The 25,441-nt window shown below is 62.9% G+C and carries 29 protein-coding genes; 19 read left to right on the forward strand and 10 right to left on the reverse strand.

Going from position 1 to position 25,441, the window contains the following annotated elements:
- Positions 1-75: 75 nt before the first annotated feature.
- The 4 genes from lnt to F8197_RS22675 all read right to left on the reverse strand — a co-directional run bounded on the left by lnt (position 76) and on the right by F8197_RS22675 (position 4,229).
- Positions 76-1,671, reverse strand: a complete 1,596-nt coding sequence (gene lnt, locus F8197_RS22660; protein ID WP_152883801.1) for an apolipoprotein N-acyltransferase — start codon at positions 1,669-1,671, stop codon at positions 76-78.
- Entirely contained in the window at positions 1,671-2,555 is an 885-nt protein-coding gene (locus F8197_RS22665) for an HlyC/CorC family transporter (RefSeq protein WP_152883803.1), read from the reverse strand. Before F8197_RS22665 ends, lnt begins: the two co-directional genes overlap by 1 nt.
- A gap of 98 nt (positions 2,556-2,653) precedes the next feature.
- On the reverse strand, positions 2,654-3,145 hold the full coding sequence (ybeY, locus tag F8197_RS22670; protein WP_152883804.1) for an rRNA maturation RNase YbeY: 492 nt from the start codon (positions 3,143-3,145) through the stop codon (positions 2,654-2,656).
- Positions 3,129-4,229 carry a PhoH family protein gene (locus F8197_RS22675; protein WP_152883806.1) on the reverse strand — a complete coding sequence of 367 codons (1,101 nt, stop codon included), beginning with the start codon at positions 4,227-4,229 and terminating at the stop codon, positions 3,129-3,131. The genes ybeY and F8197_RS22675 overlap by 17 nt, the downstream gene beginning before the upstream one ends.
- A 329-nt stretch (positions 4,230-4,558) precedes the next feature.
- Here F8197_RS22675 and F8197_RS22680 point away from each other — a divergent pair, with 329 nt between their 5' ends.
- Positions 4,559-4,897 (forward strand): hypothetical protein, encoded by a 339-nt coding sequence (locus F8197_RS22680; RefSeq protein WP_019921364.1) that lies wholly within the window; start codon positions 4,559-4,561, stop codon positions 4,895-4,897.
- Between the two features lie 77 nt (positions 4,898-4,974).
- On the opposite strand, the gene F8197_RS22685 is transcribed toward F8197_RS22680, so the two are convergent.
- Both F8197_RS22685 and F8197_RS22690 read right to left on the reverse strand, forming a co-directional pair.
- Positions 4,975-5,820, reverse strand: a complete 846-nt coding sequence (locus F8197_RS22685) for an HDOD domain-containing protein (RefSeq protein WP_152883808.1) — start codon at positions 5,818-5,820, stop codon at positions 4,975-4,977.
- Positions 5,813-6,157, reverse strand: a complete 345-nt coding sequence (locus F8197_RS22690) for a hypothetical protein (RefSeq protein ID WP_152883809.1) — start codon at positions 6,155-6,157, stop codon at positions 5,813-5,815. Before F8197_RS22690 ends, F8197_RS22685 begins: the two co-directional genes overlap by 8 nt.
- A gap of 184 nt (positions 6,158-6,341) precedes the next feature.
- Here F8197_RS22690 and F8197_RS22695 point away from each other — a divergent pair, with 184 nt between their 5' ends.
- On the forward strand, positions 6,342-7,901 hold the full coding sequence (locus F8197_RS22695) for a sensor histidine kinase (RefSeq protein WP_152883811.1): 1,560 nt from the start codon (positions 6,342-6,344) through the stop codon (positions 7,899-7,901).
- Positions 7,902-7,944: 43 nt separating this feature from the next.
- Here F8197_RS22695 and F8197_RS22700 read toward each other — a convergent pair whose 3' ends face one another.
- Positions 7,945-8,253: a hypothetical protein gene (locus F8197_RS22700; protein WP_152883813.1), complete on the reverse strand. Its 309-nt coding sequence runs from the start codon at positions 8,251-8,253 to the stop codon at positions 7,945-7,947.
- 253 nt (positions 8,254-8,506) lie between these two features.
- On the opposite strand from F8197_RS22700, the gene F8197_RS22705 reads away from it, so the two are divergent.
- The 5 genes from F8197_RS22705 to F8197_RS22725 all read left to right on the forward strand — a co-directional run bounded on the left by F8197_RS22705 (position 8,507) and on the right by F8197_RS22725 (position 13,711).
- Positions 8,507-9,367 (forward strand): ChaN family lipoprotein, encoded by an 861-nt coding sequence (locus tag F8197_RS22705; protein ID WP_227012374.1) that lies wholly within the window; start codon positions 8,507-8,509, stop codon positions 9,365-9,367.
- On the forward strand, positions 9,364-9,690 hold the full coding sequence (locus F8197_RS22710) for a thioredoxin family protein (RefSeq protein ID WP_152883814.1): 327 nt from the start codon (positions 9,364-9,366) through the stop codon (positions 9,688-9,690). Before F8197_RS22705 ends, F8197_RS22710 begins: the two co-directional genes overlap by 4 nt.
- Positions 9,691-9,793: 103 nt before the next feature.
- A complete protein-coding gene (locus tag F8197_RS22715; RefSeq protein WP_056137669.1) occupies positions 9,794-11,077 on the forward strand; it encodes an MFS transporter in 1,284 nt (427 codons plus the stop codon).
- A 158-nt stretch (positions 11,078-11,235) separates the two neighbouring features.
- The gene (locus F8197_RS22720; protein ID WP_152883815.1) at positions 11,236-12,639 is read left to right on the forward strand and encodes an MFS transporter; all 1,404 of its coding nucleotides are present in this window, start codon (positions 11,236-11,238) and stop codon (positions 12,637-12,639) included.
- A 70-nt stretch (positions 12,640-12,709) separates the two neighbouring features.
- Entirely contained in the window at positions 12,710-13,711 is a 1,002-nt protein-coding gene (locus F8197_RS22725; protein WP_152883817.1) for a LacI family DNA-binding transcriptional regulator, read from the forward strand.
- A 143-nt stretch (positions 13,712-13,854) separates the two neighbouring features.
- On the opposite strand, the gene trmL is transcribed toward F8197_RS22725, so the two are convergent.
- Positions 13,855-14,325 carry a tRNA (uridine(34)/cytosine(34)/5-carboxymethylaminomethyluridine(34)-2'-O)-methyltransferase TrmL gene (gene trmL, locus F8197_RS22730; protein ID WP_373996946.1) on the reverse strand — a complete coding sequence of 157 codons (471 nt, stop codon included), beginning with the start codon at positions 14,323-14,325 and terminating at the stop codon, positions 13,855-13,857.
- Between the two features lie 19 nt (positions 14,326-14,344).
- Positions 14,345-15,082 carry a ComF family protein gene (locus F8197_RS22735; RefSeq protein ID WP_152883820.1) on the reverse strand — a complete coding sequence of 246 codons (738 nt, stop codon included), beginning with the start codon at positions 15,080-15,082 and terminating at the stop codon, positions 14,345-14,347.
- A 142-nt stretch (positions 15,083-15,224) separates the two neighbouring features.
- On the opposite strand from F8197_RS22735, the gene F8197_RS22740 reads away from it, so the two are divergent.
- From F8197_RS22740 to F8197_RS22765, 7 genes are all read left to right on the forward strand, one after another.
- Positions 15,225-16,148: a methyltransferase domain-containing protein gene (locus F8197_RS22740; protein WP_152883822.1), complete on the forward strand. Its 924-nt coding sequence runs from the start codon at positions 15,225-15,227 to the stop codon at positions 16,146-16,148.
- 404 nt (positions 16,149-16,552) lie between these two features.
- The gene (coxB, locus tag F8197_RS22745) at positions 16,553-17,737 is read left to right on the forward strand and encodes a cytochrome c oxidase subunit II (protein WP_373996979.1); all 1,185 of its coding nucleotides are present in this window, start codon (positions 16,553-16,555) and stop codon (positions 17,735-17,737) included.
- Positions 17,738-17,762: 25 nt separating this feature from the next.
- Positions 17,763-19,358, forward strand: a complete 1,596-nt coding sequence (gene ctaD / locus F8197_RS22750) for a cytochrome c oxidase subunit I (RefSeq protein WP_019921378.1) — start codon at positions 17,763-17,765, stop codon at positions 19,356-19,358.
- Positions 19,355-19,456, forward strand: coding sequence for a cytochrome oxidase small assembly protein (locus F8197_RS28985; RefSeq protein WP_227012375.1), 102 nt, complete (start codon positions 19,355-19,357; stop codon positions 19,454-19,456). Before ctaD ends, F8197_RS28985 begins: the two co-directional genes overlap by 4 nt.
- Position 19,457: 1 nt before the next feature.
- Complete coding sequence (locus tag F8197_RS22755; RefSeq protein WP_152883826.1) at positions 19,458-20,012, forward strand: cytochrome c oxidase assembly protein; 555 nt, start codon at positions 19,458-19,460, stop codon at positions 20,010-20,012.
- Positions 20,013-20,210 (forward strand): DUF2970 domain-containing protein, encoded by a 198-nt coding sequence (locus F8197_RS22760; protein WP_056137662.1) that lies wholly within the window; start codon positions 20,013-20,015, stop codon positions 20,208-20,210.
- Between the two features lie 28 nt (positions 20,211-20,238).
- Positions 20,239-21,099 carry a cytochrome c oxidase subunit 3 gene (locus F8197_RS22765; protein ID WP_152883828.1) on the forward strand — a complete coding sequence of 287 codons (861 nt, stop codon included), beginning with the start codon at positions 20,239-20,241 and terminating at the stop codon, positions 21,097-21,099.
- Between the two features lie 88 nt (positions 21,100-21,187).
- Here F8197_RS22765 and F8197_RS22770 read toward each other — a convergent pair whose 3' ends face one another.
- Positions 21,188-21,388: a twin transmembrane helix small protein gene (locus tag F8197_RS22770; RefSeq protein WP_056137660.1), complete on the reverse strand. Its 201-nt coding sequence runs from the start codon at positions 21,386-21,388 to the stop codon at positions 21,188-21,190.
- 34 nt (positions 21,389-21,422) lie between these two features.
- Between F8197_RS22770 and F8197_RS22775 the strand changes: the two genes are divergently transcribed.
- From F8197_RS22775 to F8197_RS22795, 5 genes are read left to right on the forward strand one after another with little or no spacing between them, the layout of a single operon-like run.
- Positions 21,423-22,160 (forward strand): SURF1 family protein, encoded by a 738-nt coding sequence (locus F8197_RS22775; RefSeq protein WP_152883830.1) that lies wholly within the window; start codon positions 21,423-21,425, stop codon positions 22,158-22,160.
- Entirely contained in the window at positions 22,138-22,758 is a 621-nt protein-coding gene (locus F8197_RS22780) for an SCO family protein (RefSeq protein WP_373996947.1), read from the forward strand. Before F8197_RS22775 ends, F8197_RS22780 begins: the two co-directional genes overlap by 23 nt.
- Before the next feature lie 8 nt (positions 22,759-22,766).
- On the forward strand, positions 22,767-23,930 hold the full coding sequence (locus tag F8197_RS22785; RefSeq protein ID WP_227012376.1) for a heme A synthase: 1,164 nt from the start codon (positions 22,767-22,769) through the stop codon (positions 23,928-23,930).
- 34 nt (positions 23,931-23,964) lie between these two features.
- The gene (gene cyoE, locus F8197_RS22790; RefSeq protein ID WP_152883832.1) at positions 23,965-24,855 is read left to right on the forward strand and encodes a heme o synthase; all 891 of its coding nucleotides are present in this window, start codon (positions 23,965-23,967) and stop codon (positions 24,853-24,855) included.
- Positions 24,852-25,436, forward strand: coding sequence for an SCO family protein (locus F8197_RS22795; protein ID WP_152883833.1), 585 nt, complete (start codon positions 24,852-24,854; stop codon positions 25,434-25,436). Before cyoE ends, F8197_RS22795 begins: the two co-directional genes overlap by 4 nt.
- Positions 25,437-25,441: the final 5 nt, after the last annotated feature.

A 25,441-nucleotide genomic window follows, 5' to 3' on the forward strand; every position in this document is an offset into this window, starting at 1 on the left:
GGCGCGCGGGTTGCAGTTTCACTAAAGGAGCAATTTTAGCGGGTTTTACGGGGGCTGGCGCCAAACTATCGGCTCTTACGCTGCGGCGGCGGCGTTTTTCGCCGCCCGTGACCGTTTTGCCCACAGCCACGCCCCGCCCAATGACAGCAGCGCCAGCGCCAGGAACAGTTTATTGCCCAGCACGATGTACGGCGTGGTGCCCGCCATGCCCTGGACGTTGGCGGCCAGCGTGCCGGTGGTGTTTACCGCCAGCTGTTCGCGCACGACGCCGCGGCCATCGATAATGGCGGTGGCACCGGTATTGGTGGCCCGCAGCATCGGGCGTCCCGTTTCCAGCGTGCGCATCTGCGAGATCTGCAAATGCTGCGGGATGGCGATGGTGTCGCCAAACCAGGCCAGGTTCGAGACGTTGAGCAGCATGGTGGCCGGCTGCTGGCCCTGCGCCGGGGTATTCAGTTGCGCGGCGATTTCCTCGCCAAACAAGTCCTCGTAGCAGATATTGGGCAGCACCAGCTGGTCGCGGATGGCAAACGCGGGCTGGATGTCCGGGCCACTGGTCTGGTCGCCAAGCGGGATCGACATCAGGTTGACGAACCAGCGGAAGCCCCACGGAATGAACTCGCCGTACGGCACCAGGTGGTGCTTGTCGTAGCGGTAGTAGCCGCCAGCCACCTGCGCCGCGCCCGGATTGGCGGCGATGCCGAGCACGCTGTTGAAATACGCGGTGCGGCTGTCGGCCATCGGGATGCCGAGGATCAGGTTGCTATTGGTCTGGTGCATGAACTGCGCCAGGCCGGGCAGGTAGTCGGGCGGCAGTTGCTGCGGCAGCATGACGATGGCCGTTTCCGGCGTGGCGATCAGGTCGGCCGGCGCGGCGGTAATCGCGTCCTGGTACTGGCGCATCACGGCCGCCACGCGCGCGCCGTCGAATTTTTCTGCCTGGGGCACATTGCCCTGGATCAGGCGTACCGAGATCGGCTTGCCTTGCGGGTGGGTCCAGGTGATAAAGCTCAGGCCCACGCCAACCACCGACACCGCCACCACCAGGGCCAGCGCGCGCAGGCGGGTGCGGTGGAAGACCAGCAGCAAAGCGCCGGCGATCAGCGCCGCCAGCCAGCCCAGGCCATACACGCCAACGATGGGCGCGAAACCTGCAAGAGGGCTGTGATTGTGAGCATAGCCCGACGACAGCCACGGAAAACCGGTAAACAGCCAGCCGCGCAGCCACTCGAACAGCGCCCACAAGGCCGGCAGCAGCAGCAAGTTGGCGGCCGGCAGCGGCAGCGCCCATTTTTTGCGCAGCCAGGCAGCCGTGCCCATGGCCAGCGCCACGTAAAAGCCCATGGCCCAGGCCAGCAGGGCGACAGCGACCGCCGCCAGCGGTGCGGCCATGCCGCCGTGGTCGTGCAGGGAAACGTAGAGCCAGTGGACGCCGGCAGCGGTCCAGCCGAAGCCGAACGCCCAACCGATCAGGCCGGCAGCTTTGACGCTGCTGCTGCGCAGCACCTGGTAGAACAGGGTGGCCAGGCCCAGGATTTCCAGTGGCCACCAGCCGAACGGCGCAAAGCCCAGCACGCACAGCGCGCCGGCCAGGGCCGTGACGAGCATGCGGCCCTGGGTGCTGCGCTGTGGCTTGGGTGGGGCGTTGGGATCGGCGCGGCGAAAGCGCATTACAGGACGTCGCTGTCGCTTGGGGCCGGTGGCAGTTTTTCCACCAGCAGCACGTGGATCTGGCGGGCGTCGGCACGCAGGACTTCGAAGCGCAAGCCCTGGTAATTGAAGACGTCACCCTTGTGTGGCATGCGCGACAGGTGCTTGGCGACCAGGCCGCCAATGGTGTCGACATCGTCGTCCGGCAGTTCGGTATCGAGCTCTTCGTTGAATTGCTCGATCTCGGTCAGTGCCTTGACGCGCCAGCGTGGTCCGCGCGGACCTTCCTTGATCGACAGGATGTTGTCCTCTTCCTCGTCGAAGTCGTACTCGTCTTCGATATCGCCGACGATTTGCTCGAGTACGTCCTCGATGGTGATCAGGCCGGCGACACCGCTGTATTCATCGACCACGATGGCCATGTGGTTGTGGGTGGCGCGGAAGTCGCGCAACAGCACATTGAGGCGTTTCGATTCGGGGATGAACACGGCCGGGCGCAGCATGGCGCGCACGTCGAACGATTCTTCGGCGTAGTAGCGCAGCAGGTCTTTGGCCAGCAGGATGCCGATTACCTTGTCGCGCTCGCCTTCGATGGCGGGGAAGCGCGAGTGGGCGGTTTCCAGCACGATCGGCATCCATTCTTCGATCGGGCGGGAAATGTCGATCACGTCCATTTGCGAACGCGGCACCATGATGTCGCGGGCGGACAGGTCGGACACCTGGAACACGCCTTCGATCATCGACAAGGCGTCGGCGTCGATCAGGTTGCGTTCGTGGGCGTCATGGAGAACCTCGAGCAGTTCCGCGCGGTTCTCGGGCTCGGGGGAGATAAAGGCGGTCAGGCGTTCAAACAGCGACCGATGGGGTTTGGCGTCAGTTTTGACGCCACTAGAGTGCTCTTGCATAGTAGGCGTGAGCCATTGTTTTGAAGGGGTATAGGATACACCAAATGGTGTCGATCAGAGGCTTTTGTCAAAAAAACCAGTCATGTTCGCGGAAGTTCCTACTGTTGACCGGTCTTCTCCTGGGCATAGGGATCGGCAAAACCGAGCGTTCCCAGCAGTTCCGTTTCGAGCGTTTCCATCTCGGTCGCTTCCTCGTCGTCCTCGTGGTCATAGCCCTGGGCGTGCAGCACGCCGTGCACGATCAGGTGCGCCGTGTGTTCTTCCACCGTCTTGTTCTGTTCGGCGGCTTCCCGCTCCAGCACGTCGGTGCACAGGATGATGTCGGCCACGGTGGGCGCATCGTCCGGCAATTCTTCGCCTTCGTTGTAGGCGAACGTGAGCACGTTGGTGGCGTAGTCCTTGCCGCGATAGTCGCGGTTCAGGGTGCGGCCTTCGTCGGCATCGACAAAGCGGATGGTCAGCTCGGCCGGCGCGAACAGCGCGGCGCCGATCCAACGCTTGAGCTTGGCACGGGTGACCAGGGTTTTCAGGCGCGGGTCGGGATATTGCACCGACAGCGTCAGTGACTGCGGATTATTTTTTTCGGACATTTTTCAGGGCGGTGGTTTTAAGCAGGGGGGCGATTTCCGCCTCGTGGTTTTGCGCGGTCTCGTAGGCATCGACAATCCGCCCCACCAGCGGGTGGCGCACCACGTCTTCGCTGGTGAAATGGCTGAAGGCCACGCCGCGCACGTCCTTGAGCACCTGGACTGCATCGACCAGGCCGCTTTTCTGGCTCTTGTGCAAGTCGACTTGCGTGACGTCGCCGGTCACCACGGCCTTGCTGCCGAAGCCGATACGGGTGAGGAACATCTTCATTTGTTCGACCGTGGTGTTCTGCGCCTCGTCGAGGATGACGAACGCATGATTGAGCGTGCGCCCGCGCATGTACGCCAGCGGGGCGATCTCGATCACCTGTTTCTCGAACATCTTCTGGGTGCGGTCGAAGCCGAGCAGGTCATACAGCGCGTCATACAGCGGGCGCAGGTACGGATCGACTTTTTGGGTCAGGTCGCCGGGCAGGAAGCCCAGGCGTTCGCCCGCTTCCACGGCCGGGCGGGTGAGGATGATGCGCTTGACGGCGTCGCGTTCGAGCGCATCGACCGCGCAGGCCACGGCCAGGTAGGTTTTGCCGGTGCCGGCCGGACCCACGCCGAAGCTGATGTCGTGCTCGAGGATGTTGCGCAGGTAGCGGATCTGGTGCGGGGTGCGTCCGCGCAGGTCGGCGCGGCGGGTTTTCAGCACCGGGCTGTTGATGTCGGGCTCGACGAACGGCGCGGCAGCCACCACGCGCGCGGCCTCCTTCGCCGGTGCGGACGCATCCGAGATGGCGGCGGACGCGGCTGCGGCAGCAGCGTTGAGGCCGGCGCGTTGCTCGACCAGCGCCAGTTGCACTTCCTCGATCGGCACCACCTTGTTGGCGATGGCGTAGAACTTTTCGAGGATTTGCACCGCGCGTTCGGCGTTGTAGCCGCTGACGATGAATTTCTCGCCGCGCCGGAAAATGGTGACGTCCAGCGCCGCCGAAATCTGGCGCAGGTTTTCGTCGAGGGGGCCGCACAGGTGGGCCAGGCGCGTGTTATCGAGCGGCTCGGGGACGAAGTAGTGCGGCTGAACTGGGGTCTTGGTTTTCAATGGCGTTGGGCTTTATGGAGGATGGGGCGCCGGTGCGCGCAACCGTTAGTTTAGCGTAAAACGACCGGCCGCCGCCCTTGCGTGCGCCACGCAGCCGCCCGCTGTGTTGGAATGGCATGGTTGCCATGTTTTCTACATGGCGATTGATGCCGCACAATCTTGCTTCGAGCGGTCTATCGGACAGCCCGGCTTTTGCGCATAGAATAATATTGCTTTAAAAGCAATTCACAGAAAAGTCTGAAAAGTCCATTTGTTAATTATTGAAAACTCTAAGTTTTCCTTAAGTTCGGACCAGCAATATCTGTTCACCCAACCAACGAGGACACATCATGGCACACCACGCACTCGCATCGCAGGAAAGCTACAACCCCAACCACCTGCTCGACATTCTGCTGGGCAAGATGCAACTGAAAAACGACGCCGCGCTCTCGCGCCTGCTGGAAGTGGCGCCGCCGGTCATCAGCAAAATCCGCCACCACCGCCTGCCGGTCGGCGCTTCGCTGCTGATCCGCATGCACGAAGTGACCGGCATGAGCATCCGCGACCTGCGCGACCTGATGGGCGACCGCCGCACCAAGTACCGCCTGTCCGACGCCCAGGGCCGTCCCAAGCCTGAAGACCGCAGCAGCAACGACAAGGCTTCGGCCGGAAACGTAGCACATCACTAATGCGCCCCGCGCTCCGCACCTGTCGCGCCGGTTTCTGACCGGCACGGCAGGGAGCCGCGGCCTTTAGTACGACAGCTTCAGCTCAGCAACACCATCGAAATCTCTTCGTATTGCAATTCCGTCTCGCGGAATATCTGCAAATAAATTTCCTCGTCTAACCCCAGCGCCGTCCACGCCACGTTCGACACTTGCGGCACCAGGTCGTCCTGCACCTGCGCCAGGTCGAGCGCGTGCACGATTGCATCCGCCACGTGGATGATGGTGGCCAAAAAGCCCGCGCCCGGCACTTCCGGGGTATGGTGGTAGGCAATCGCCTGGCGCATGGTATCGGAGAAATTCCAGTGTTCGGCCAGCGCCACGCCCGCCTGCACGTGGTCCACGCCCAGCACTTGGCGCTCCGCCGCCAGCAAATAACAGTCGTGTTCTTCGCGGTAAGCAATCGTCATCGAATACTGGTTCGGAAAGCATGACACCAGCACCAGCCGGCCGATATCGTGCAGCAGTCCGGCCGTAAACGCGTAATCCTGGTTGAAGCGCATGTGCCGCGCCAGCACTTTGGCGCAGGCGGCGGTGGCGATCGAATGGCGCCAGAACGCCTTGTCGTCGAAACCGGGGCAGTGACCCTGGGCGAAGTAGCCGGTGACGGCGGCAGCCGTGATCAGGTTGCGGGTGGTCTGGAAGCCCAGGTACGTGATGGCCTGCTGGATGGTCGTCACTTTCACTTGCAGGCCGTACAGCGACGAATTGGCCAGGCGCAGCGTCTTGGCGGTCAGTGCCTGGTCGTGCGACACTTTTTTGGCCAGCACGGAAATATCGACGTCTTCCTGGTCGATGCTGTTGAGCAGCTCCATGACCACCGCCGGCAGCGAGGGCAGGTCGTCGAGGTTGCGCACCACGTCGTCGTAGCTGACGGTATTACTCATGGTCGTGCTCCTGGCGGCCCAGGCGGAAATCGCGCACGAAGCGTTGCAGCAGGCTGGTGGCCCAGTCGTCGCCAGCGTCGGCATCAGTCTTGCGGAACAGGTGGGCGATGCGCGCCTCGTGGTGCTGGCGGGTCGCTGCGGTTTCCTCGGGCGACGCTTCGCCCGCTTCCACCGGCAGCATTTCGATGCCATGGCGCGGCATCAGCGCCAGCATGGCTTCGGTCAGCACCGCGCCTTGCGGCAGCAGGACCTGGCCCTGCACGTCGAGCAGCACGTCCGACAGGACCATGCCCGGCCGCACATCGGCCAGCGCCAGTTGATGATAATTTCCCGTCATTGCCGTCTCCCGAAGATCCCTGTTTTGGTCGATATTACCATTGAGAACGTCCTGAGTCTGCAACGCCGGCCAGTGTTGCGGTTATCACGCACGGGGGAGGCGGCCAAGCCTTGCTTGCCAAGATGCATTGCTTACCTTACATTGGCTTGTTGCCGTTAAATCAGCGTAAGGGAGGTTAAATTCGATGTTTGGCATTCAAGGCCGCCTGACGCTGCTGTTCGTGGTGATCGTTACCCTGGTGCTCGGCATTTCCGGCACCTACGCCCAGCACAGCCTGTCCCAGGAACTCGAGGCCGGCAGCCAGCGGCTGCGCCAGGGCGTGCTGGCGCGCCTGCAGACGAGCTTGCCTTCGGCGCTGTGGGACCTGGACAAGGCCAAGGTCGATAACATCGTGGCTGCCGAGATGATGCCGCCCGAACTGGTCTCGATCCGTGTGTACGACACGTCGGTCGGGCTGTTCTCCGGCCGGCTGCGGCGTGAGGACGGCACCCTGGTGCCGATCGAAACCGATGCCGCCGTGGGTGGTACGCCGGTGGTGGCCGACCTGGCCTACCGCGATTCCGGCGGCGCCGGCGCCGCGCTCAAGCCGGTGATCGTGGGCCGGGTGGTGGTCAATTTCAGCCGCGCCCAGATCGAGGCCACGCTGGCGGCCGAGGTACGGCGCAAGGTGATTGAAGTGTTGCTGCTGGACCTGATCCTGGTGGCGGCGCTGGCCTTGTCGCTGCGCATCGTGTTCCACCCGCTCAAGCGCCTGCGCGACGGCCTGTTCGACCTGGCCACCCGCGACAGCGACGAGGTCGAAGAGTTGCCCGACAACCGCCGCGACGAGCTGGGCGAAGTGATCCGTGGCTTCAATGCCATCCAGCGCAAGGTCAAATCGAATATCCAGCGCATCCGCGAGGCTGAGGACGAGGCGCGCCAGGCCGCCCTGGCCACTACCCGCGCACTGGACGAACTGCGGCGCGCGCAGGAGTCGTTGCTGCAGGCCGAGCGGCTGGCATCGCTTGGCGGCCTGGTTGCCGGCGTGGCCCATGAGATCAACACCCCGGTGGGCATCGCGCTCACCAGCGCCTCGGTGCTGATGGAGGCGACCGAGAAGGTCCACGCGGCGGTGGCCGAAGGCACGGTCAAGAAATCGGACATCACCCGCTACCTGGACACCGCCGCCGAAAGCACGCGCCTGATCATGAACAACGCCTACCGCGCCGCTCACCTGATCCACAGCTTCAAGCAGATCGCGGTGGACCAGGTGAGCGAGGCGCGGCGCCGCTTCGAGCTGCGCGACTATATCAACGAGGTGGTGTCGAGCCTGCAACCGAAGCTCAAGAAGACCCGGATCACGGTCAGCATCGCCTGCCCCCCCGACCTGATGCTCGACAGCTATCCCGGCGCGCTGGCCCAGGTGCTCACCAACCTGACGCTCAATTGCGTGGAACATGCGTTCGAGGCGGAACAAGAAGGGCGCATCACGATCGGGGTGGCGCGCCAGGGCGACTGGATCGAGATGCAGGTGAGCGACAACGGCAAGGGCATCGCTCCGGACATGATCGACAAGGTCTTCGACCCGTTCGTCACCACCCGGCGCGGCCAGGGCGGTACCGGCCTGGGACTGAACATCGTGTTCAACCTGATGGCCAAGCAGTTCGGCGGCACCATCACGGTGGCCAGCGTGCTGGGGCAGGGCGCCAGCTTTACGCTGCGCATGCCGTGCGTGACACCGGTGGCGCCGGCCGCGCCGGAATAAAAAAATCCCGCACCAGGCGGGATGTCGGTGAAGCAGGCTACGCTCAGCGGTCGAAACGTTCCGACGACCGGCGCCGCGAGGTCACGCCCAGGACCAGCAACCCCATCATGAACATCAGCGAGGTTTGCAGTTCCGGCACCGGCAGCGGTGCTTCCTCGACCTTGGCAACCGGTTGCCGGTCCTGCGCAGCCGGTTGGCCTTCTTGCTGTGCAAGCTTGTCGCACGGGGCATCTGCCGTACATTCGTGGAAGGCCGATGTTGCGAGTGCGTCAGGCGTGGCGGTGGCTGCGGCGGCAGCACCACACAGACACAGCGCGAAGATGGTGGTGCTCAACAACGATAAAATTTTCACATGACACTCCTGAAACTGTACTGGGCGCCCGGCTTAACAACAATTTAATGCGTTATCCGTATAATTTTTGCGCCAGATCGGATTGACAACTGACCGAACTGGTATTTAACCACAATTCATAACATATTGCTATTTTAGTTTATTCAATAGAAATTTATTATTGCACTGCACCAACAGTGTCAAACGCTGCGCGCAGTGCGCCATAAATTAAATCCATCAAATCAACCAATTAGCATGCAAGGGGCGATATCCCATGATGTACAGACTCCGATTCATGTGTGGCGCCAGCGCACTGGCCACCCTCGCACTGTTGAGCGGCTGCGCGGGCGGGGCCAGGCCCGCCGCCGCCGTCCCTGCCGCTGAGGCTGCGCCGGCGCCGCAGGGCGCGAATCCCCAGGTGCTGCTGCTGGGCGAAGTGCATGACAACCGACAAGGCCACCGTTTGCGCTACGAGTTGCTGCGCCAGCGCGTGGAAGCGGGCTGGCGCCCGGCCATCGTGATGGAGCAGTTCGACCGCGAAAACCAGGATGTGCTCGACCAGGCGCAAAAGGGCTGCCTCGACGCCCAGTGCGTGATCCAGCTGGTCCACGGCCCGCGCTGGGACTGGCAGTTGTACTATCCGGTGATCCAGCTGGCGCTCACGTACCACTTGCCGCTGGTGGCGGGCAACCTGTCGCGCGCCGACGCTTCGCGCGTGGTGCGCGACGGCATCCAGGCCACGTTCGACCCGCAAAGCATCAAGGACTACCGCCTGGACCAGGCTATCCCGGCCGACCTGCGCACCGCCCAGCAGCATGAAATCGAAGCCGGCCATTGCGGCATGTTGCCGGCCATGATGGTCGATGGCATGGTCAACGCCCAACTGGCGCGCGATCTGTGGATGGCCAAGATCATCCGCGACCAGCGCCCGCGCGACGTGGTGCTCATCGCCGGCAACGGCCACGTGCGCAAGGATATCGGCGTCGCGCGCTGGCTTAACCTGATCGAGCCTATACTGACGGTGCGCGCCGAAGGCTACGTTGAGCCGGGCGACCATGCCGGCCGCTATGATCAAACCTATGCGCTGAGCACGCAGGAACGTCCCGATCCCTGCGCCAAATTCAGGAAAAAATGAAAACACACTACCAAGCCGAGGCGCCGCAGCGCGCCGAGATCGATGCTCTGCCGGGCGCAGTCCTGCTCGAGTTCGGCGCCAACTGGTGCGGCCACTGCCAGGCCGCCCAGGCGCCGCTGGCGCAGGCGTTTGCCGGTCATGAGCAGTTGACTCACTACAAGGTCGAAGACGGCCCCGGCCGTGCGCTGGGCCGCTCGTTCCGCGTCAAGCTGTGGCCCACCCTGATTTTCCTCAAGGATGGCGTGGAAGTGGCGCGCGTGGTGCGCCCGCTGGAAGCGGCCGCGATCGCGGACGGTTTGCAACAGATCGATCCCAAGGGGTGAGGTTTCTCTAAGCAGTACTACCTGCTGCCGCTGTCTTTGCTTGGCATCCTGCCAATGGCGTGTGTATGATGGGCCGCACCGTTTATTTGCAGGAGCTTTACGCATGAGTCCGTCCAAACCGGCCCAGACCAACAAGCCGGCCACCGTGCTGTTCGCCAGCCTGATCGGCACCACCATCGAATTCTTCGATTTCTATATCTACGCCACCGCTGCCGTGCTGGTGTTCCCCAAGCTGTTCTTCCCCGCCGCCGACCCCGCCGCCGCCACCTTGCAGTCGCTGGCCACGTTTGCCATCGCCTTCTTTGCGCGGCCGATCGGTTCGGCCGTGTTCGGCCACTTCGGCGACCGCGTGGGCCGCAAGGCCACGCTGGTGGCGGCGTTGCTGACCATGGGGCTCTCGACGGTGGTGATCGGCCTGCTGCCCACGTATGCCACCATCGGCACCTGGGCCCCGGCCCTGCTGGCGCTGTGCCGCTTTGGCCAGGGCCTGGGCCTGGGCGGCGAGTGGGGCGGCGCGGTGCTGCTGGCCACCGAGAATGCGCCGCCGGGCAAGCGCGCCTGGTACGGCATGTTCCCGCAACTGGGCGCGCCGATCGGCTTCTTCCTGTCGGGCGGCATTTTCCTGCTGCTCACCGAGGTGCAGACCGATGCCGAATTCTTTGCCTACGGCTGGCGCATCCCGTTCCTGGCCAGCGCGCTGCTGGTCATCGTGGGCCTGTATGTGCGCCTGAAAATCCACGAGACGCCGGACTTCCAGAAAGTGCTGGAAAAGAACGAACGGGTCAAAGTGCCGGTGGTGACGGTGTTCCGCGACCATGGCGCCATGCTGGTGCTGGGCACCCTGATCGCGCTGGCCACCTTCGTGCTGTTTTACCTGATGACGGTGTTCGCGCTGAGCTGGGGCACGACCGCCTTGCACTTCTCGCGCAAGGATTTCCTGATCCAGCAATTGTTTGCGGTGCTGTTCTTCGGCTTGACAATTCCGGTTGCGGCGGTGTGGGCCGACCGCCATGGCCGCGCCCGCACCTTGATCTGGATTTCGGCGGCGATCGCCATCTTCGGGCTGGCGCTGGCGCCGCTGTTCGGCTCGGGCAGCACCGCGCAGGTGACGGTGTTCCTGTCGCTGGGCCTGGGGTTGATGGGGCTGACTTACGGTCCGCTGGGCACCATCCTGTCCGAGCTGTTCCCGGCCGAGGTGCGTTACACCGGCGCTTCGCTCACCTTCAACCTGGCGGGCATACTCGGCGCCTCGCTGGCACCGTACATCGCTACCTGGCTGGCCACCAACTATGGCTTGCAGTACGTGGGCTACTACTTGAGTGGGGCGGCGGTGATCAGCCTGGTCGCCTTGTTGCTGGCCCGCCCGAGGATGGCGGCAGCGGCATAAAAACACGCTTCGCGCAACGATTTGATCATTTGGTGGCTGCCTCTGAGCAGCCACTTCTTTTTTCTTGCTTCACAACTTTGATGGTTGTACGATGACATATGACATGATCTCGTGGAGACAGAGAGATCATCAACATAAACATAATACAAAGTGATGCCATGAATCTGAGCGAGCCCGTCAACCCGCAGTCAGTCGGCCAGGCCGTCGGTAAATACCGGTGGACCATCTGTGCCTTGTTGTTTTTTGCCACCACCATCAATTATCTCGACCGCCAGGTGCTCAGCCTGCTGGCGCCGGACCTGTCCAAGGAATTCGGCTGGACCAATACCGATTACGCCAATATCGCTGCCGCGTTCCAGTTCGTTTACGCGGTCTCGATGCTGCTGGCCGGTCGCGTGGTCGACCGTATCGGCACCAAGTCCGCGTATGTCGTGGCGATCGTGATCTGGTCGCTCGGCGCCATCCTGCACGCGTTTGCGGTGCCGATGGGCGAGGGCATTGCCGTGGTGGCCGGCGCCTTCGGCCTGGTGGTGGTACCGTCGATTATCGGTTTCATGGTGTCGCGTGCAGTGCTGGCGATCGGCGAGGCCGGTAACTTCCCGGCCGCGATCAAGGCCACCGCCGAATACTTCCCCAAGAAAGAGCGCTCGTTCGCCACCGGTATCTTCAATTCCGGCGCCAACGTGGGTGCGATCCTGGCGCCGATCAGCGTGCCGCTGATCGCTTCCGTGTGGGGCTGGCAGTGGGCGTTCATCATCATCGGCGCGGTCGGCTTCTTCTGGATGGCGCTGTGGCTGTGGTTGTACGACAAGCCGGAACAGCAAAAGCGCATGAGCGCTGCCGAACTGGCCTATATCCGCAGCGACCAGGTGGTCAAAACCGAAACCACCGAGGAAGCGTCGGCCGCTGCCGCCCGTAAAACCTCGTGGTTCCAGCTGCTGAAATACCCGCAGACCTGGGCTTTTGCTTTCGGCAAGTTCATGACCGACGGCGTGTGGTGGTTCTTCCTGTTCTGGTTGCCAACCTATCTGTCGGCCCAGTACGGCATGAAAGGCGACGCCATCATCGTGCCGCTGGCCGTGCTCTACAGTATGACCATGATCGGTTCGATCGGCGGCGGCTGGTTCCCCAGCTACTTCATGGCCCGTGGTTATGCGCCGTATGACGGCCGCATGCGGGCGATGTTCGTGATTGCGCTGTTCCCGCTGCTGGTGCTGCTGGCGCAACCGCTCGGTTCGATCAGCTTCTGGGTGCCCGTGATCCTGATCGGTATCGGCGCCTCGGCCCACCAGGCCTGGTCGGCCAACATCTTTACCACCGTGTCGGACATGTTCCCGCAAAAAGCGGTGGCGTCGGTGGTCGGTATCGGCGGCATGGCCGGCGGTATCGGCGGCGTGCTGCTGACCAAGCTGGGCGGCTGGGTGTTCGATCACTACAAGGCCGTCAACGATATCTACACCGGTTACATGATCATGTTCGCGATTTGCGCCGTGGCTTACCTGGCAGCGTGGACCGTCATGAAAATCCTGGTGCCGCGCCACAAGGAAATTACCGATCTGTAAGGCTTGAAGCACCTTGGGCGCGTGCTAAGATCGTTGCCACGATCGATCACGCGCCCACTTCCTGCCTGCAATGAAAAAAAACGTAGCAACCATCCGTGACGTGGCCGCCGCCGCCGGTGTTTCGACCGCCACCGTGTCGAAGTTCGTCAACGGCGCGCAACGGTTCTCACCGGCAGTCGAAGCCACCATCAAGGAAGTGATCGCCAAGCTGGGCTACCGGTCCAATCCGCTGGCGCAGTCGATGATCACGGGCCGCACGCGCAGCATCGGCCTGTCCATCCTCGACATCAACAATCCCCATTTCACCAGCATCGTCAAGGGCGCCAACCGCGTGGCCCTGGCCCATAACTACACCTTGCTGCTGGTCGATACCGAAGAAAACGCCGACCGCGAGCGGCCGCTGGTCGAGGCGCTGAGCCGCCGCGTCGATGGCCTGATCCTGTTTTCGCGCATGGTCGAGTCGGAGATGGACTGGCTGATGGACCTGGGCAAGCCGCTGGTGTACTTCGGCCGGCCCACGCGGCTGCCCTTGCAGTGGGTGAGCAGCGACGATACGCGCGGCGCCGCCATGCTGGCGCGGCACCTGCTGTCGCTCGGGCACCGCCGGTTCGCCTACCTGCGCTTTGCCCGCGCCCGGCGCGACCACGACCGGCTCGACGCCATCCGCGCGTGCCTGGCCGAACATGACCTGGACCTGGATGTGTACGAGGGCGGCACGCCCACCTCGGCCGAGGGCGAACGCGTGTGCTCGGCGATCCTGTTGGGCGGCAATCCGCCCGATGCGCTGATCTGCTACAACGACTTGATGGCGCTGGGCTTCATGAAGGCAGCGCAAACCCTGGGCTTTTCGCTGCCGGACGACCTGTCGGTGGCGGCCTTCGACAATATCTCGTACGGTCAGTACACGTCGCCGGCACTGACCACGGTCGATATGCAAAGCGAGCGGATGGGGGCGACTGCAATGGAAAAACTGATCGCCGCCATCGATGGCAAGCCGGAGCCGGAGACCGGCATGATCGAACCGCAACTCATCCTGCGCGCCTCCACATCCCGCCGAAATGCGAGCGCCTGACGAAGCCTCCATGGCGTTGCAACTCCTCGCCGTATTGGCTGGTAATAGCACCTGAGAACGCCGCCAGAGCAAGGCGCAGCGACGAAGACAGTACGCTAGTACGGCAAGGAGCTGCAACGCCGCTATGGCGGTGTTGTCAGGCGCTAGACGCCGCCGGCGTAGCCGTTTTGGCGCCAGGCTTCGAAAACGACCACTGCCACGGTATTGGACAGGTTGAGGCTGCGATTGTCGGGCCGCATCGGCAGGCGGATCCGTTGTTCGGCGGGGAAGTTGTCGCGCAGGGTGGGCGGCAGGCCGGCGGTTTCCGAACCGAACACGAATACATCGCCCGGCCGGAAGCTGGCGTCCGCGAACGGCGACGAGCCGCGCGTGGTCATGGCGAACATGCGCGACGGGTCCGGTTGCAGGTCGGCGCAGAACGACTGCCAGTCGGCGTGCACCTTCATTTTCGCGTACTCGTGGTAGTCGAGGCCGGCGCGCTTGAGCTTGGAATCTTCGAGCGGAAAGCCGAGCGGCTCGATCAGGTGCAACTGGGCGCCGGTATTGGCGCACAGGCGGATGACGTTGCCCGTATTGGGCGGAATTTCGGGGTGGACCAGTACGACGTGAAACACTTTGTTCTCCTTCAAAAATTCAATGGGGCGGGGTGCGCGCGAACACCAGGTTGCTCACGCGCGCTGCGCCGTGGCGCTTGAGGGTGGCCGCCATTTCGTCGAGCGTGCCGCCGCTGGTCATCACATCGTCCACCACGCCGATATGGCGGCCGCGTAGCAGTGCCAGCGCCGGGGCGGGCACGGCAAACGCGCCGGCGATATTGGCGCGCCGGTCCTCGGGCGCCACGCTGCTTTGCGCGGCTGTCTCGCGGATACGCGCCACCAGCCTGGCATGCAGCGCCACGCCCAGGCTGCGCGCCAGCGGCCGGGCAATTTCCAGCGCCTGGTTGTAGCCGCGCTGCGCCAGCCGGCGCGGGCCCAGCGGCACCGGGCATAGCAGATCGGGCAGGGCGCCGGGACTGCCGTCCGCCGCAGTTGCCGCCGCGACCACGACCGCCAGCCGCCGCGCCATCAGCGCCGCGAGGGCCAGCCGGTGGCCGAATTTCAGCTGCAGCACCAGTTGATCGACCGGCAGCGCGTAGTCGCAAGCGACCACGGTGCGGTCGAATGCGGGCCGCGCGGCGATGCAGTGGCCGCACAGCGTGGCGCCAGCCACGACCGGATTGGCGCAGCAAGGGCAGCGCGGCACGGCGGCAGCGGTACCGAAAAACTGGTCCACGCAGGCCGCACACAGGGTGTCGTCGCTGCCGGCGCCGCACAGCGCGCACGAGGTGGGCAACAGCAGGTGGAGCGCTCGCCGGATCAGCTTGCCATTCATGCCATGTTTCCCAAAAAACGCGGCCCATGGCGGCCAGCCGGGCGCCAACCATGTACACTGCCGACATTATCGCATCAACCTGCGGCCGCCTGGCGTCATCCGGCACGGCCCATCGCAGGTGGAACCCAACTGTCAACCATATATGCACGTGCCTGCCAACCCGCCCAAACTCAGCGCTCCGATTGATCTCGATCATGTGCGCGCCCTGTTTTCCCGTCTCGACCGCACCCGCCCCGCCGATTTTTTGCGCCGGGAAATTGCCTCGCGGATGGTGGACCGGCTGGAATTGGTTAAAATCGCGCCCTTGCGCGTGCTCGATGCCGGTTGCGGCGACGGCGCCGACCTTGGTGTGTTGCAAAAAATGTACGCTGCCGCCCAGATTCTCGGCGTCGATGCGGCCGAGGCGCCGCTGCGCGCCGTGCGCAGCCAGGGCGCCAGGCAGTCGTCGCTGAACCAGCTGCTGTCCAAGCTGCTGCCGTTGAAGGCCGGCATCGACCTGCTGTGCGGCGATTTTGCCGATTTGCCGCTGGCGCCGAACTCGATCGACCTGGTGTGGTCCAACCTGGCGCTGCACTGGCATCCGCAGCCCGACCGCGTGTTTGCCGAATGGCGCCGGGTGCTGCGGGTCAACAGCCTGCTGATGTTTTCGTGCTTCGGGCCCGACACCCTGCGCGAGCTGCGCACGGCGTTTGCCGAGGCCGACCTGGCGCCGCACGTGCTGCCGTTTGTCGATATGCACGACTTCGGCGACCAGCTGGTGGAAGTGGGGTTTTCCACGCCGGTGCTCGACATGGAAGTGATCACGGTCACGTACGACACGGCGCAAGCGCTGCTGGCCGACGTGCGCGCGCTGGGCGGCAATCCGCTCGGTACGCGCAGCCAGGGGCTGATGGGCAAGCAGGCCTGGCAGCGCATGCTGGCGGCGCTGGAACGCCAGCGCTGGCCCGACGGCAAGCTGGCGCTGACGTTCGAGGTGATCTACGGCCACGCGTTCCGGCCGGCGCCGCGCACCACGTCCAAGGGCGAGGCGATCATCCGCTTCGACCTGCCGCGCAAGAAGAATTAAAGGTCGCACATAGCGCGATCACGCCTTGGACGCAAGCAAAATGCGTCCCGGGGACAACAGAGTTGCAAAATCGTTTATTTGTTGATGTGCGTGGTTTTTGTTCTATATAATCAATAACCAACTTTGCCTGTGAATCATGGGCAAAGCCGTTATCCGGGCACCAATTGAAACGAAGCGAGCAGTTGATTTAAGCAGCATCAGGCTTTTGTATTGTTCTCTCGCAGCACGCTGTGACGTAGGGGATGGAGACAAAGGCTTCAGAGTCCCGGCAGTGTGCAAACGGGACCTGAAGTTGTTTAAGGAGCGACGCGGGTTTGGTTTACCGGAATCCAGGTCGTTACAAAATAATTACACTTGGGTTTGTTGGGGAAAACATGACACTTGCGAAGCGACTTACATCGTTCATGCTCGGCTTTACGATGACGGCAGCCAGTATTGCAGCGAGGGCAGCGGAAACCGCCGGAACGTACGGCCCGGCCACCGGCGGCACCGGCGGTCCGATTGAAAAACAACTGAACCTGCAGCCGCCCGCCACCCGCATCGCCACCGAGGTTTACGACCTGCACACGTGGATGATGGTCGTGTGCCTGGTGATCTTCGTCGCCGTGTTCGGCGTGATGTTCTACTCGATCTTCAAGCACCGCAAATCGCTGGGCCACAAACCGGCCACCTTCCACGAATCGACCGCCGTCGAAATCGCCTGGACCGTGGTGCCGTTCCTGATCGTGATCGGCATGGCGCTGCCCGCCACCCGCACCGTGGTCGGCATGAAAGACACCAGCAATGCCGACATCACCATCAAGGTCACCGGCATGCAATGGAAGTGGGGCTACGACTACCTGAGCGGGGAGGGCACCGGCATTTCCTTCCTGTCCAACCTGGCCACGCCGCGCGCGCAAGTGGGTGCGCCCGGCTTTGCCCCCACCGAAAAGCGTGGCGACACGTACCTGATGGACGTCGATAACGAGATGGTGGTGCCGGTCCATAAAAAGATCCGCATCGTCACCACCGCCGCCGACGTCATCCACTCGTGGTCGATCCCCGCGTTTGCCGTCAAGCAGGATGCGATTCCCGGCTTCGTGCGCGACACCTGGTTCAAGGCTGAACACACCGGCACCTATCGCGGCTATTGCTCCGAGCTGTGCGGCAAGGAGCACGCGTTCATGCCGATCGTCGTGCGCGTGGTGTCCGACGCCGATTACACAGCCTGGGTCGATGGCAAGAAAAAGGAAATGGCGGCGCTGGCCGACGATCCGAACAAAACCTTTACCATCGACGAGCTGAAAACGCGCGGCGAAAAAGTCTATACCGCCAACTGCGCGGTCTGCCACCAGGCCAACGGCAAGGGCGTGCCCAGTGCCTTCGCGCCGCTGGACGGCTCGGCCGTGGTCAACGGCGACAAGGCAGCGCAAATCCACGTGCTGCTCAATGGCCAGAAGAGCGGTAAATATCCCGCCGAAATGCCGGCGTGGAAGCAGCTGTCCGACACCGAAATCGCGGCCGTGATCACGTACACCCGCAACAGCTGGTCGAACAAGCCAGAACAAAACATCGTCCAACCGGCCGAAATCGTGGCTGCACGTAAATAAATCCAGCAGAACAGCAGGAGACACAATGAGCACAAGCACCATCGATCACGGCCACGATCACTCGCACGATCACGCCCATGACCATCCGACCGGCCTGAAACGCTGGCTGTTCGCCACCAACCACAAGGACATCGGCACGCTGTACCTGTGGTTCTCGTTTGTGATGCTGCTGTCGGGCGGGGTGCTGGCGCTGATGATCCGCAGCGAGCTGTTCCAGCCCGGCCTGCAATTCTTCCAGCCCGAGTTCTTCAACCAGCTGACCACCATGCACGGCCTGGTGATGGTGTTCGGCGCCATCATGCCGGCCTTCGTGGGCTTCGCCAACTGGATGATACCGCTGCAGATCGGCGCGTCCGACATGGCGTTTGCGCGCATGAACAATTTCTCGTTCTGGCTGCTGCCGCCGGCCGCGCTGCTGCTGGCCACGTCGTTCCTGGTGCCGGGTGGCGCCACGGCCGCCGGCTGGACCCTGTACGCGCCGCTGTCCACCCAGATGGGACCGGGCATGGACATGGCGATTTTCGCCATGCACCTGATGGGCGCCTCGTCGATCATGGGCTCGATCAACATCATCGTCACCATCCTCAACATGCGTGCACCGGGCATGACGCTGATGAAAATGCCGATGTTCTGCTGGACCTGGCTGATCACCGCCTACCTCTTGATCCTGGTGATGCCGGTGCTGGCCGGGGCGATTACCATGACCCTGACCGACCGCCACTTCGGCACCACCTTCTTCAACGCGGCCGCCGGTGGCGACCCCGTGATGTACCAGCATATTTTCTGGTTCTTCGGCCACCCCGAGGTGTACATCATGATCTTGCCGGCGTTCGGCATCGTCTCGCAGATCCTGCCCGCGTTTGCACGCAAGCAGCTGTTCGGCTACGCATCGATGGTCTATGCCACTGCGTCGATCGCGATCCTGTCGTTTGTCGTGTGGGCCCACCACATGTTTACCACCGGCATGCCGGTGACGTCGCAACTGTTCTTCATGTACGCCACCATGCTGATCGCGGTGCCCACCGGCGTTAAAGTGTTCAACTGGATCGCCACCATGTGGAAGGGTTCGATGACGTTCGAGACGCCGATGCTGTTTACGGTCGGCTTCATCTTCGTGTTCACCATCGGCGGCTTTACCGGCCTGATCCTGGCGGTCACGCCGATCGACATCCAGCTGCAGGATACGTATTACGTGGTGGCGCACTTCCACTACGTGCTGGTCGCCGGTTCGCTGTTCGCGCTATTTGCCGGCTTCTACTACTGGTCGCCCAAGTGGACCGGCCACATGTACAACGAAACCATGGGCAAGGCGCACTTCTGGCTGTCGCTGATTTCGTTCAACGTGACGTTCTTCCCGATGCACTTCCTGGGCCTGGCCGGCATGCCGCGCCGCTATGTCGATTACTCGGCGCAGTTCACCGACTACAACATGATCGCCACCATCGGCGCTTTCGGTTTCGGCCTGTCGCAGGTGTTCTTCCTGTTCGGCGTGGTGATCCCGACCATTCGCGGCGGCAAGAAAGCGGAAGCCAAGCCGTGGGAGGGCGCCGAGGGCCTCGAGTGGACCGTGCCGTCGCCGGCGCCGTTCCATACGTTTGAAACGCCACCGCAATTCAAATGAACAAAAAGCCCAACAATGTGCGCATGGCGCTGTGGCTGGCCGGACTGGCGGTGCTGTTTTTCCTGTCGGTGTTCGTCAAGCGTATCTGGCTGAGCTGACATGAAGAAAACCGGCGCCTCCGGATTGAATCGTACCTTGCTCGGCAAGCTGCTGGTCACGGCCGTGGTGATGTTCGGCTTTGCCTATGCCTTGAACCCGTTCTACCGCCAGATCTGCGAAGCGCTGGGCCTGAACGTGCTCACGCAAAAGGACGGCACGGTCGAATACGACCAGAACACGCAGGTGGACGCCACCCGCAGCATCACCATCGAGTTCGACGCCAACAGCCAGGGCCCGTACCGCTTCCGGCCCACGGTGGTATCGATGACGGTGCACCCGGGCGAACTGGCCACGGTGACGTACGAGGTGGTCAACACCCAGAACCGCGACGTGGCGGCGCAGGCGATACCGAGCTACGCACCACAGAACGCCATGCAGCATTTTAAAAAGGTCGAGTGCTTCTGCTTCAAGCAGCAGGCATTGAAGCCGAACGAAGCGCGGCAGATGCCCGTGATGTTCTACATCGACCCCAAGCTGCCGCGCGACGTCAAGACCATCACCCTGTCGTACACGTTCTTCGAAGTGGGCGGCATGGACAAGACGGCGGCGAACTAGATGGACAAGCAGCCGGCGTCGTTCTGGTATTCGTTGAAAGCGGTGGTGTGGTCGTTCTTCGGCCTGCGCCGCAAAAGTGATTTCGACAACGATGACGCCCGGCTCAACCCGGTGCACATCGTGATCGCGGCGCTGATCGCCGTGGCCCTGTTCATCGGGCTGCTGATCCTGGCCGTGCAGTGGGCGGTAGCAAAATAATCCTTACAAAATGACAGGGGAGATCGAGATGAGCGCACACAATACCGCAGCACCGTATTACTTCGTGCCGGGGCCGTCGCGCTGGCCGCTGCTGGCCGGTATCGCGCTGCTGGTCACCATGGCCGGCGCCTCGGCGTGGGTCAACGATGTGGCGTGGGGCATGCCGGTCAACATGGTCGGCCTGGCCGGCATCATCGCGGTGCTGTACTTCTGGTTCGGCGATGCCATCCGTGAATCCGAGGGCGGCTTGTACAGCCAGCGCATCGACTACTCGTTCCGCTGGTCGATGGCGTGGTTCATCGTTTCCGAGATCATGTTCTTCGGCGCCTTTTTCGGCGCGCTGTTTTACGCCCGCGTGATTTCCATGCCGTGGCTGGGCGACATCGACCATAAATTCATCTGGCCCGACTTTGCCGCGCACTGGGGTGGCGCCAGCCCGGCCGGTACCGTCGACGAGTTCCGCACCATGGGACCGTTCCCGATCCCGACCATCAACACCGCCTTGCTGCTGACGTCGGGCGTGACGCTCACCATCGCCCACCACGCGCTGCGCGCCGGCCACCGCGCGCAGACGGCAATCTGGCTGTTTGCCACCGTGCTGCTGGGCGCCACCTTCATGGGCTTCCAGGTCTATGAATACATCCACGCGTATAGCGAACTGAACCTGAAGCTGACATCCGGCATCTACGGCTCGACCTTCTTCATGCTGACCGGCTTCCACGGCTTCCACGTGACGATGGGCGCAATCATGCTGTCGGTGGTGTTATACCGGGTATTAAAAGGACATTTCACACCTGACAACCACTTCGCTTTCGAAGGGGCGGCATGGTACTGGCACTTCGTGGACGTGGTGTGGCTGGGCCTGTACGTGGTGATCTACTGGCTGTGAACATACCCCAAACATCGGCGCTATAATGCTGTCGGCCGCACACGGGAATGTCCGGTGCGGCCGTTTTTTCTGGTGCTGTAAATAAGGATCAGCGCAGGCCGGTAGGCTGGATATAGCCGAGCTTGTAAGCCACGAGGATCATCACGAACAGGGTGATCGACAAGCCCACCCGCACCGCCAGCGAGCGGACCGTGTTGTTGCTCTTGCCCTTGTCGCGCATGAGGAAGAACAGCGCGGAACCGAGGCTGCCGATGATCAGGACGAACGCGATGGCGACGACAATTTTCATGACAGGGCAGCGAGATGAGTGAGGCTTCATTGTAATGCCGATTGCCTTCCGATTTAAATTGATTCCCTTGATCGCCACGGTCCTGGTGGTGGCGCTGGGCATCGCCCTGGGCAACTGGCAGGAACGCCGCGCTGACGAGAAAATCGCCACCCGGGCGCGCCTCGACCACGGCGCCGCCGCCGCACCCCTGGCGCTGACCGGGGCGCCGCTGGCCGCAGCCGCTGTGGAATACCGCCGCGTCAGCGCCACCGGCCATTTCGTCCAGGACTGGCCGCTGTACCTCGACAACCGTCCGTACCAGGGCCGCGCCGGCGTGTACCTGCTGATGCCGTTTAAAATCGACGGCTCGGACATGCACGTGCTGGTGCAGCGCGGCTGGCTGCCGCGCGATCCGCTGGCGCGCGACAAATTGCCCGCGTTCAATACGCCAACGGGCACCGTCACGGTGGACGGCGTGGCGCGCCTGCACTCGGGCCACGTGATGGAACTGGGCGCGGGGCCCGCCGTGGCGCCCGGCGCCATCGTGCAAAACGCCGACCCGCTGCAAGTGGCCAAAGCAAGCGGTCTGACCATGCAACCGTTCGTACTGCAGCAAGGCACGCCGGCGCGCCCGTATGGCGACGACCTGCGCATGGGCCGCGAATGGCCGGCTTCGGGCATGAATCCCGAAAAACACCAGGGCTACGCCTTCCAGTGGTATGCGCTGGCGGCGATGGCGGTCATCTTTTTTGTCGTGAACGGATTCAGACGTGGAAAATCAGGCAAACACTAAACAAACGGCGCGCGGACGCTGGAAGCTGCTGGCGGTGATCGCCGTGTGCGCCGCGCCGCTGCTGGCGTCGTACTTCATGTATTACGTGGTCAAGCCCAAGGGCGGCGAGACCAACTACGGCACCCTGCTCGATGCGCGCCAGTATCCGATCCCGTCGATGGCCAGCAAACAGCTCGACGGCAGCCCGGCCACGCTGGCAGACTATCGCGGCAAGTGGGTGATGCTCAAGGTGGGACCGTCGGACTGCCAGCAGGACTGCCAGGACCAGCTGTTTGCCATGCGCCAGCTGCGCACCATGCAGGGCAAGGCCATGGACCGGGTCGAACGGGTATGGCTGATCACCGACGAGCAGCCGCTCGAGACCATGATCATGCGCGTCAACGACGGCACCCACATGCTGCGCGCGCCGGCTGCGGTGGTTGCCAAATGGCTGCCGGTGGAGCAGGGCGAGCGCGCCGCCGACTACGTGTACCTGATCGACCCGCTGGGCAACCTGATGATGCGCTTCCCGAAAGGCGCCGTCTCCAGCGACACCGCCAAGGCGGGCAAGGTCCACAAGGACATCGCCAAACTGCTTAAAGCTTCTGCCATAGGATAAAGAATACGATGCACCTGACTCTCGCTCAAATGGCCATCACGGCGCTGCTGGTGGCGCTGCTGCCGCTGTCGCTGGTATGGACGTCGTCCGACGCCAACAAGTACCGCAAGCTGATCTGGGTGAGCGTGTTTCTCACGCTCGACCTGATCGTGTTCGGTGCGTTTACGCGCTTGACCGATTCCGGCCTCGGCTGCCCGGACTGGCCCGGCTGCTACGGCGCCGCCAACCCGTTCCTGGCGCACGCGGACATTGTGGCAGCCGAAACCCTGAACCCCACCGGCCCGGTCACCGTGGCCAAGGCCTGGATCGAGATGATCCACCGCTACCTGGCCATGGCCATCGGCGTGCTGATCGTGGCGATGATGGCGCAGGCGTGGTACCAGTGGCGCAAGTCGCAGGGCACCCGGCCCGAGTACAAGCCGGGCATGCCGACCTTCCTGTTCTTCTTTGTCTGCCTGCAAGGGGCGTTCGGCGCCTGGACAGTCACGCTCAAGCTGCAACCGGTGATCGTCACCATCCACCTGCTGCTGGGCATGGGCTTGCTGGCGCTGCTGGTGTGGTACGGCGGCCGCCAGAACCAGCTGATTTCCCCGGTGCGCACCTTGTCCGGCTCGCCCACTGCGATGCGCAAGATCCGCTGGCTGGCCGGCATCTCGGCGGTATTGCTGGTGGTACAGATCGCCCTCGGCGGCTGGGTAAGCACCAACTACGCCACGCTGGCGTGCACCGACTTCCCGCTGTGCGGCGGCAAACTGGTGCCGGAGATGGATTTCGAACACGGCTTTACGCTGTGGCGCGAGTTGGGCAAGACCGCTGCCGGCCATTACATTCCGTTTGCGGCGCTGACGGCGATCCACTGGGTACACCGCAATGCGGGCTTCATCGTGGCGCTGGTGGCCGGCTACACTGCGTGGCGCGCGTGGGGTAATGTTGTCCTGCACAAAACCGCGCGCTACATCGCCATCGTGCTGGCCGCGCAGGTTGCCACCGGACTGGCAACGATCTACTTCAGCTTCCCGCTGACCATTGCCGTATTGCACAACGCCGGTGCGGCGCTGCTGGTACTTTTGCTGACCGTGTTAAACTACAAGGCTAAATTCCAGCACGATCTTGCTAAAAAAGCAGCTTCGGGTGCTGGTTTATCGCACCATTCACCGTTGAAGCAGCAATAGCTTGCCTTCTGGCTAAGCGCTTCGAAATGACATCATGACCACGCATACTCTGACCAAACCTTCCCGCCGCGCCTCGCAGTTCTGGGCGCTGACCAAGCCGCGCATCACCCAGATGGCGGTGTTTTGCGCCATCATCGGCATGTTCCTGGCGACGGACGGGATACCGGACTGGCGCGTGGCGGTGCCCGCCACGCTGGGCATTTTCCTGCTCACCAGCGCGGCGTTTGCGGTCAATTGCCTGGCCGAGCGCGAAATCGACGCGCGCATGGCCCGCACCGCGCGCCGTCCGAACGCCATGGGCGACGTGACCGTGGGCGAAACCGTGTTATTCGCGCTGCTGATCGGCGGCGCCGGCATGTGGATCTTGTATGCGCTGGTCAATCCGCTCACCATGTGGCTCACGTTCTTCAGCTTTGTCGGCTACGCCGTGATTTATACGATGATCTTGAAACCGGCCACGCCGCAGAACATCGTCATCGGTGGCCTGTCGGGCGCCATGCCGCCGGCCCTGGGCTGGGCCGCGATGACCAACGAAGTACCGGCCGAAGCGTGGCTGCTGGTGATGATCATTTTCGTCTGGACCCCGCCGCATTTCTGGGCGCTGGCGCTGTACCGCCGCGACGACTACGCCAAGTCGGGCCTGCCGATGCTGCCGGTCACGCACGGCATGGAATACACGCAGTTCCACGTGTGGCTGTACTCGATCGCGCTGGCCGCCACCACCGTGCTGCCTTACGTGGTGCAAATGAGCGGACTGATTTACCTGGTTTCTGCGATCATCCTCAATGCGGTCTTCCTGCATCACTCGTGGAAGATTTATCGCCATTATTCCGACCAGGTGGCCCGCAAGGCGTTCGCCTGGTCGATCATGTACCTGGGCTTGCTGTTCGCGGCGCTGCTGGTGGACCACTACATCAAAATATGAAGAAACTGTTCGCTTCGGCCGTGCTGGCCGTTTCCATGTTGCTGACCGGCTGTAGCGAAAAATCGTCTTCGCAGTCGTTCCAGAATGTCGACATCACCGGCGCCGCCTTTGCGAAAGACTTCGCGCTGACCGACCATACCGGCAAGCCGCGCACCATGGCCGACTTCCGGGGCAAGGTGGTGGTGATGTTCTTCGGCTTTACCCAGTGCCCCGACGTGTGTCCCACCACCATGGCCGAGATGGCCGGCGTGATGAAAACCCTCGGTCCCAGGGCGGACCAGGTGCAGGTGCTGTTTGTCACCGTCGATCCCGAGCGCGACACCCAGCCGTTGCTGGCGCAATACGTGCCCACCTTCGATCCGCGCTTCATCGGCCTGTACGGCACGCCTGAACAGACTGCAGCGGTAGCCAAGGAATTCAAGATCTTTTACGCCAAGGTGCCCGGCACCGACGCCGCCAATTACTCGGTGGACCACACGGCAGCGAGCTACATCTTCGACAAGAATGGCAAGGTGCGCCTGATGGTGCCGCATGCCAAAGGCCAGGCGGCCATCGTTCACGATATTCAACAACTGCTGTAGATCTC

This window comes from Duganella sp. FT27W, from assembly GCF_009295655.1.
GTDB classification, from domain to species: domain Bacteria; phylum Pseudomonadota; class Gammaproteobacteria; order Burkholderiales; family Burkholderiaceae_D; genus Rugamonas; species Rugamonas zoogloeoides.

Coding starts and splice junctions, on each gene's coding strand:
- F8197_RS28985 (WP_227012375.1), top strand. CDS start 19,355: ATGAACAAAAAGCCCAACAATGTGCGCATGGCGCTGTGGCTGGCCGGA.
- ybeY (WP_152883804.1), bottom strand. CDS start 3,145: ATGTCCGAAAAAAATAATCCGCAGTCACTGACGCTGTCGGTGCAATAT.
- cyoE (WP_152883832.1), top strand. CDS start 23,965: ATGACCACGCATACTCTGACCAAACCTTCCCGCCGCGCCTCGCAGTTC.
- F8197_RS22665 (WP_152883803.1), bottom strand. CDS start 2,555: ATGCAAGAGCACTCTAGTGGCGTCAAAACTGACGCCAAACCCCATCGG.
- F8197_RS22735 (WP_152883820.1), bottom strand. CDS start 15,082: ATGAATGGCAAGCTGATCCGGCGAGCGCTCCACCTGCTGTTGCCCACC.
- F8197_RS22715 (WP_056137669.1), top strand. CDS start 9,794: ATGAGTCCGTCCAAACCGGCCCAGACCAACAAGCCGGCCACCGTGCTG.
- coxB (WP_373996979.1), top strand. CDS start 16,553: ATGCTCGGCTTTACGATGACGGCAGCCAGTATTGCAGCGAGGGCAGCG.
- F8197_RS22680 (WP_019921364.1), top strand. CDS start 4,559: ATGGCACACCACGCACTCGCATCGCAGGAAAGCTACAACCCCAACCAC.
- F8197_RS22755 (WP_152883826.1), top strand. CDS start 19,458: ATGAAGAAAACCGGCGCCTCCGGATTGAATCGTACCTTGCTCGGCAAG.
- F8197_RS22740 (WP_152883822.1), top strand. CDS start 15,225: ATGCACGTGCCTGCCAACCCGCCCAAACTCAGCGCTCCGATTGATCTC.
- F8197_RS22705 (WP_227012374.1), top strand. CDS start 8,507: ATGATGTACAGACTCCGATTCATGTGTGGCGCCAGCGCACTGGCCACC.
- F8197_RS22770 (WP_056137660.1), bottom strand. CDS start 21,388: ATGAAAATTGTCGTCGCCATCGCGTTCGTCCTGATCATCGGCAGCCTC.
- F8197_RS22710 (WP_152883814.1), top strand. CDS start 9,364: ATGAAAACACACTACCAAGCCGAGGCGCCGCAGCGCGCCGAGATCGAT.
- F8197_RS22795 (WP_152883833.1), top strand. CDS start 24,852: ATGAAGAAACTGTTCGCTTCGGCCGTGCTGGCCGTTTCCATGTTGCTG.
- F8197_RS22690 (WP_152883809.1), bottom strand. CDS start 6,157: ATGACGGGAAATTATCATCAACTGGCGCTGGCCGATGTGCGGCCGGGC.
- F8197_RS22785 (WP_227012376.1), top strand. CDS start 22,767: ATGCACCTGACTCTCGCTCAAATGGCCATCACGGCGCTGCTGGTGGCG.
- ctaD (WP_019921378.1), top strand. CDS start 17,763: ATGAGCACAAGCACCATCGATCACGGCCACGATCACTCGCACGATCAC.
- F8197_RS22760 (WP_056137662.1), top strand. CDS start 20,013: ATGGACAAGCAGCCGGCGTCGTTCTGGTATTCGTTGAAAGCGGTGGTG.
- F8197_RS22775 (WP_152883830.1), top strand. CDS start 21,423: ATGCCGATTGCCTTCCGATTTAAATTGATTCCCTTGATCGCCACGGTC.
- F8197_RS22695 (WP_152883811.1), top strand. CDS start 6,342: ATGTTTGGCATTCAAGGCCGCCTGACGCTGCTGTTCGTGGTGATCGTT.
- F8197_RS22765 (WP_152883828.1), top strand. CDS start 20,239: ATGAGCGCACACAATACCGCAGCACCGTATTACTTCGTGCCGGGGCCG.
- F8197_RS22720 (WP_152883815.1), top strand. CDS start 11,236: ATGAATCTGAGCGAGCCCGTCAACCCGCAGTCAGTCGGCCAGGCCGTC.
- F8197_RS22685 (WP_152883808.1), bottom strand. CDS start 5,820: ATGAGTAATACCGTCAGCTACGACGACGTGGTGCGCAACCTCGACGAC.
- F8197_RS22725 (WP_152883817.1), top strand. CDS start 12,710: ATGAAAAAAAACGTAGCAACCATCCGTGACGTGGCCGCCGCCGCCGGT.
- lnt (WP_152883801.1), bottom strand. CDS start 1,671: ATGCGCTTTCGCCGCGCCGATCCCAACGCCCCACCCAAGCCACAGCGC.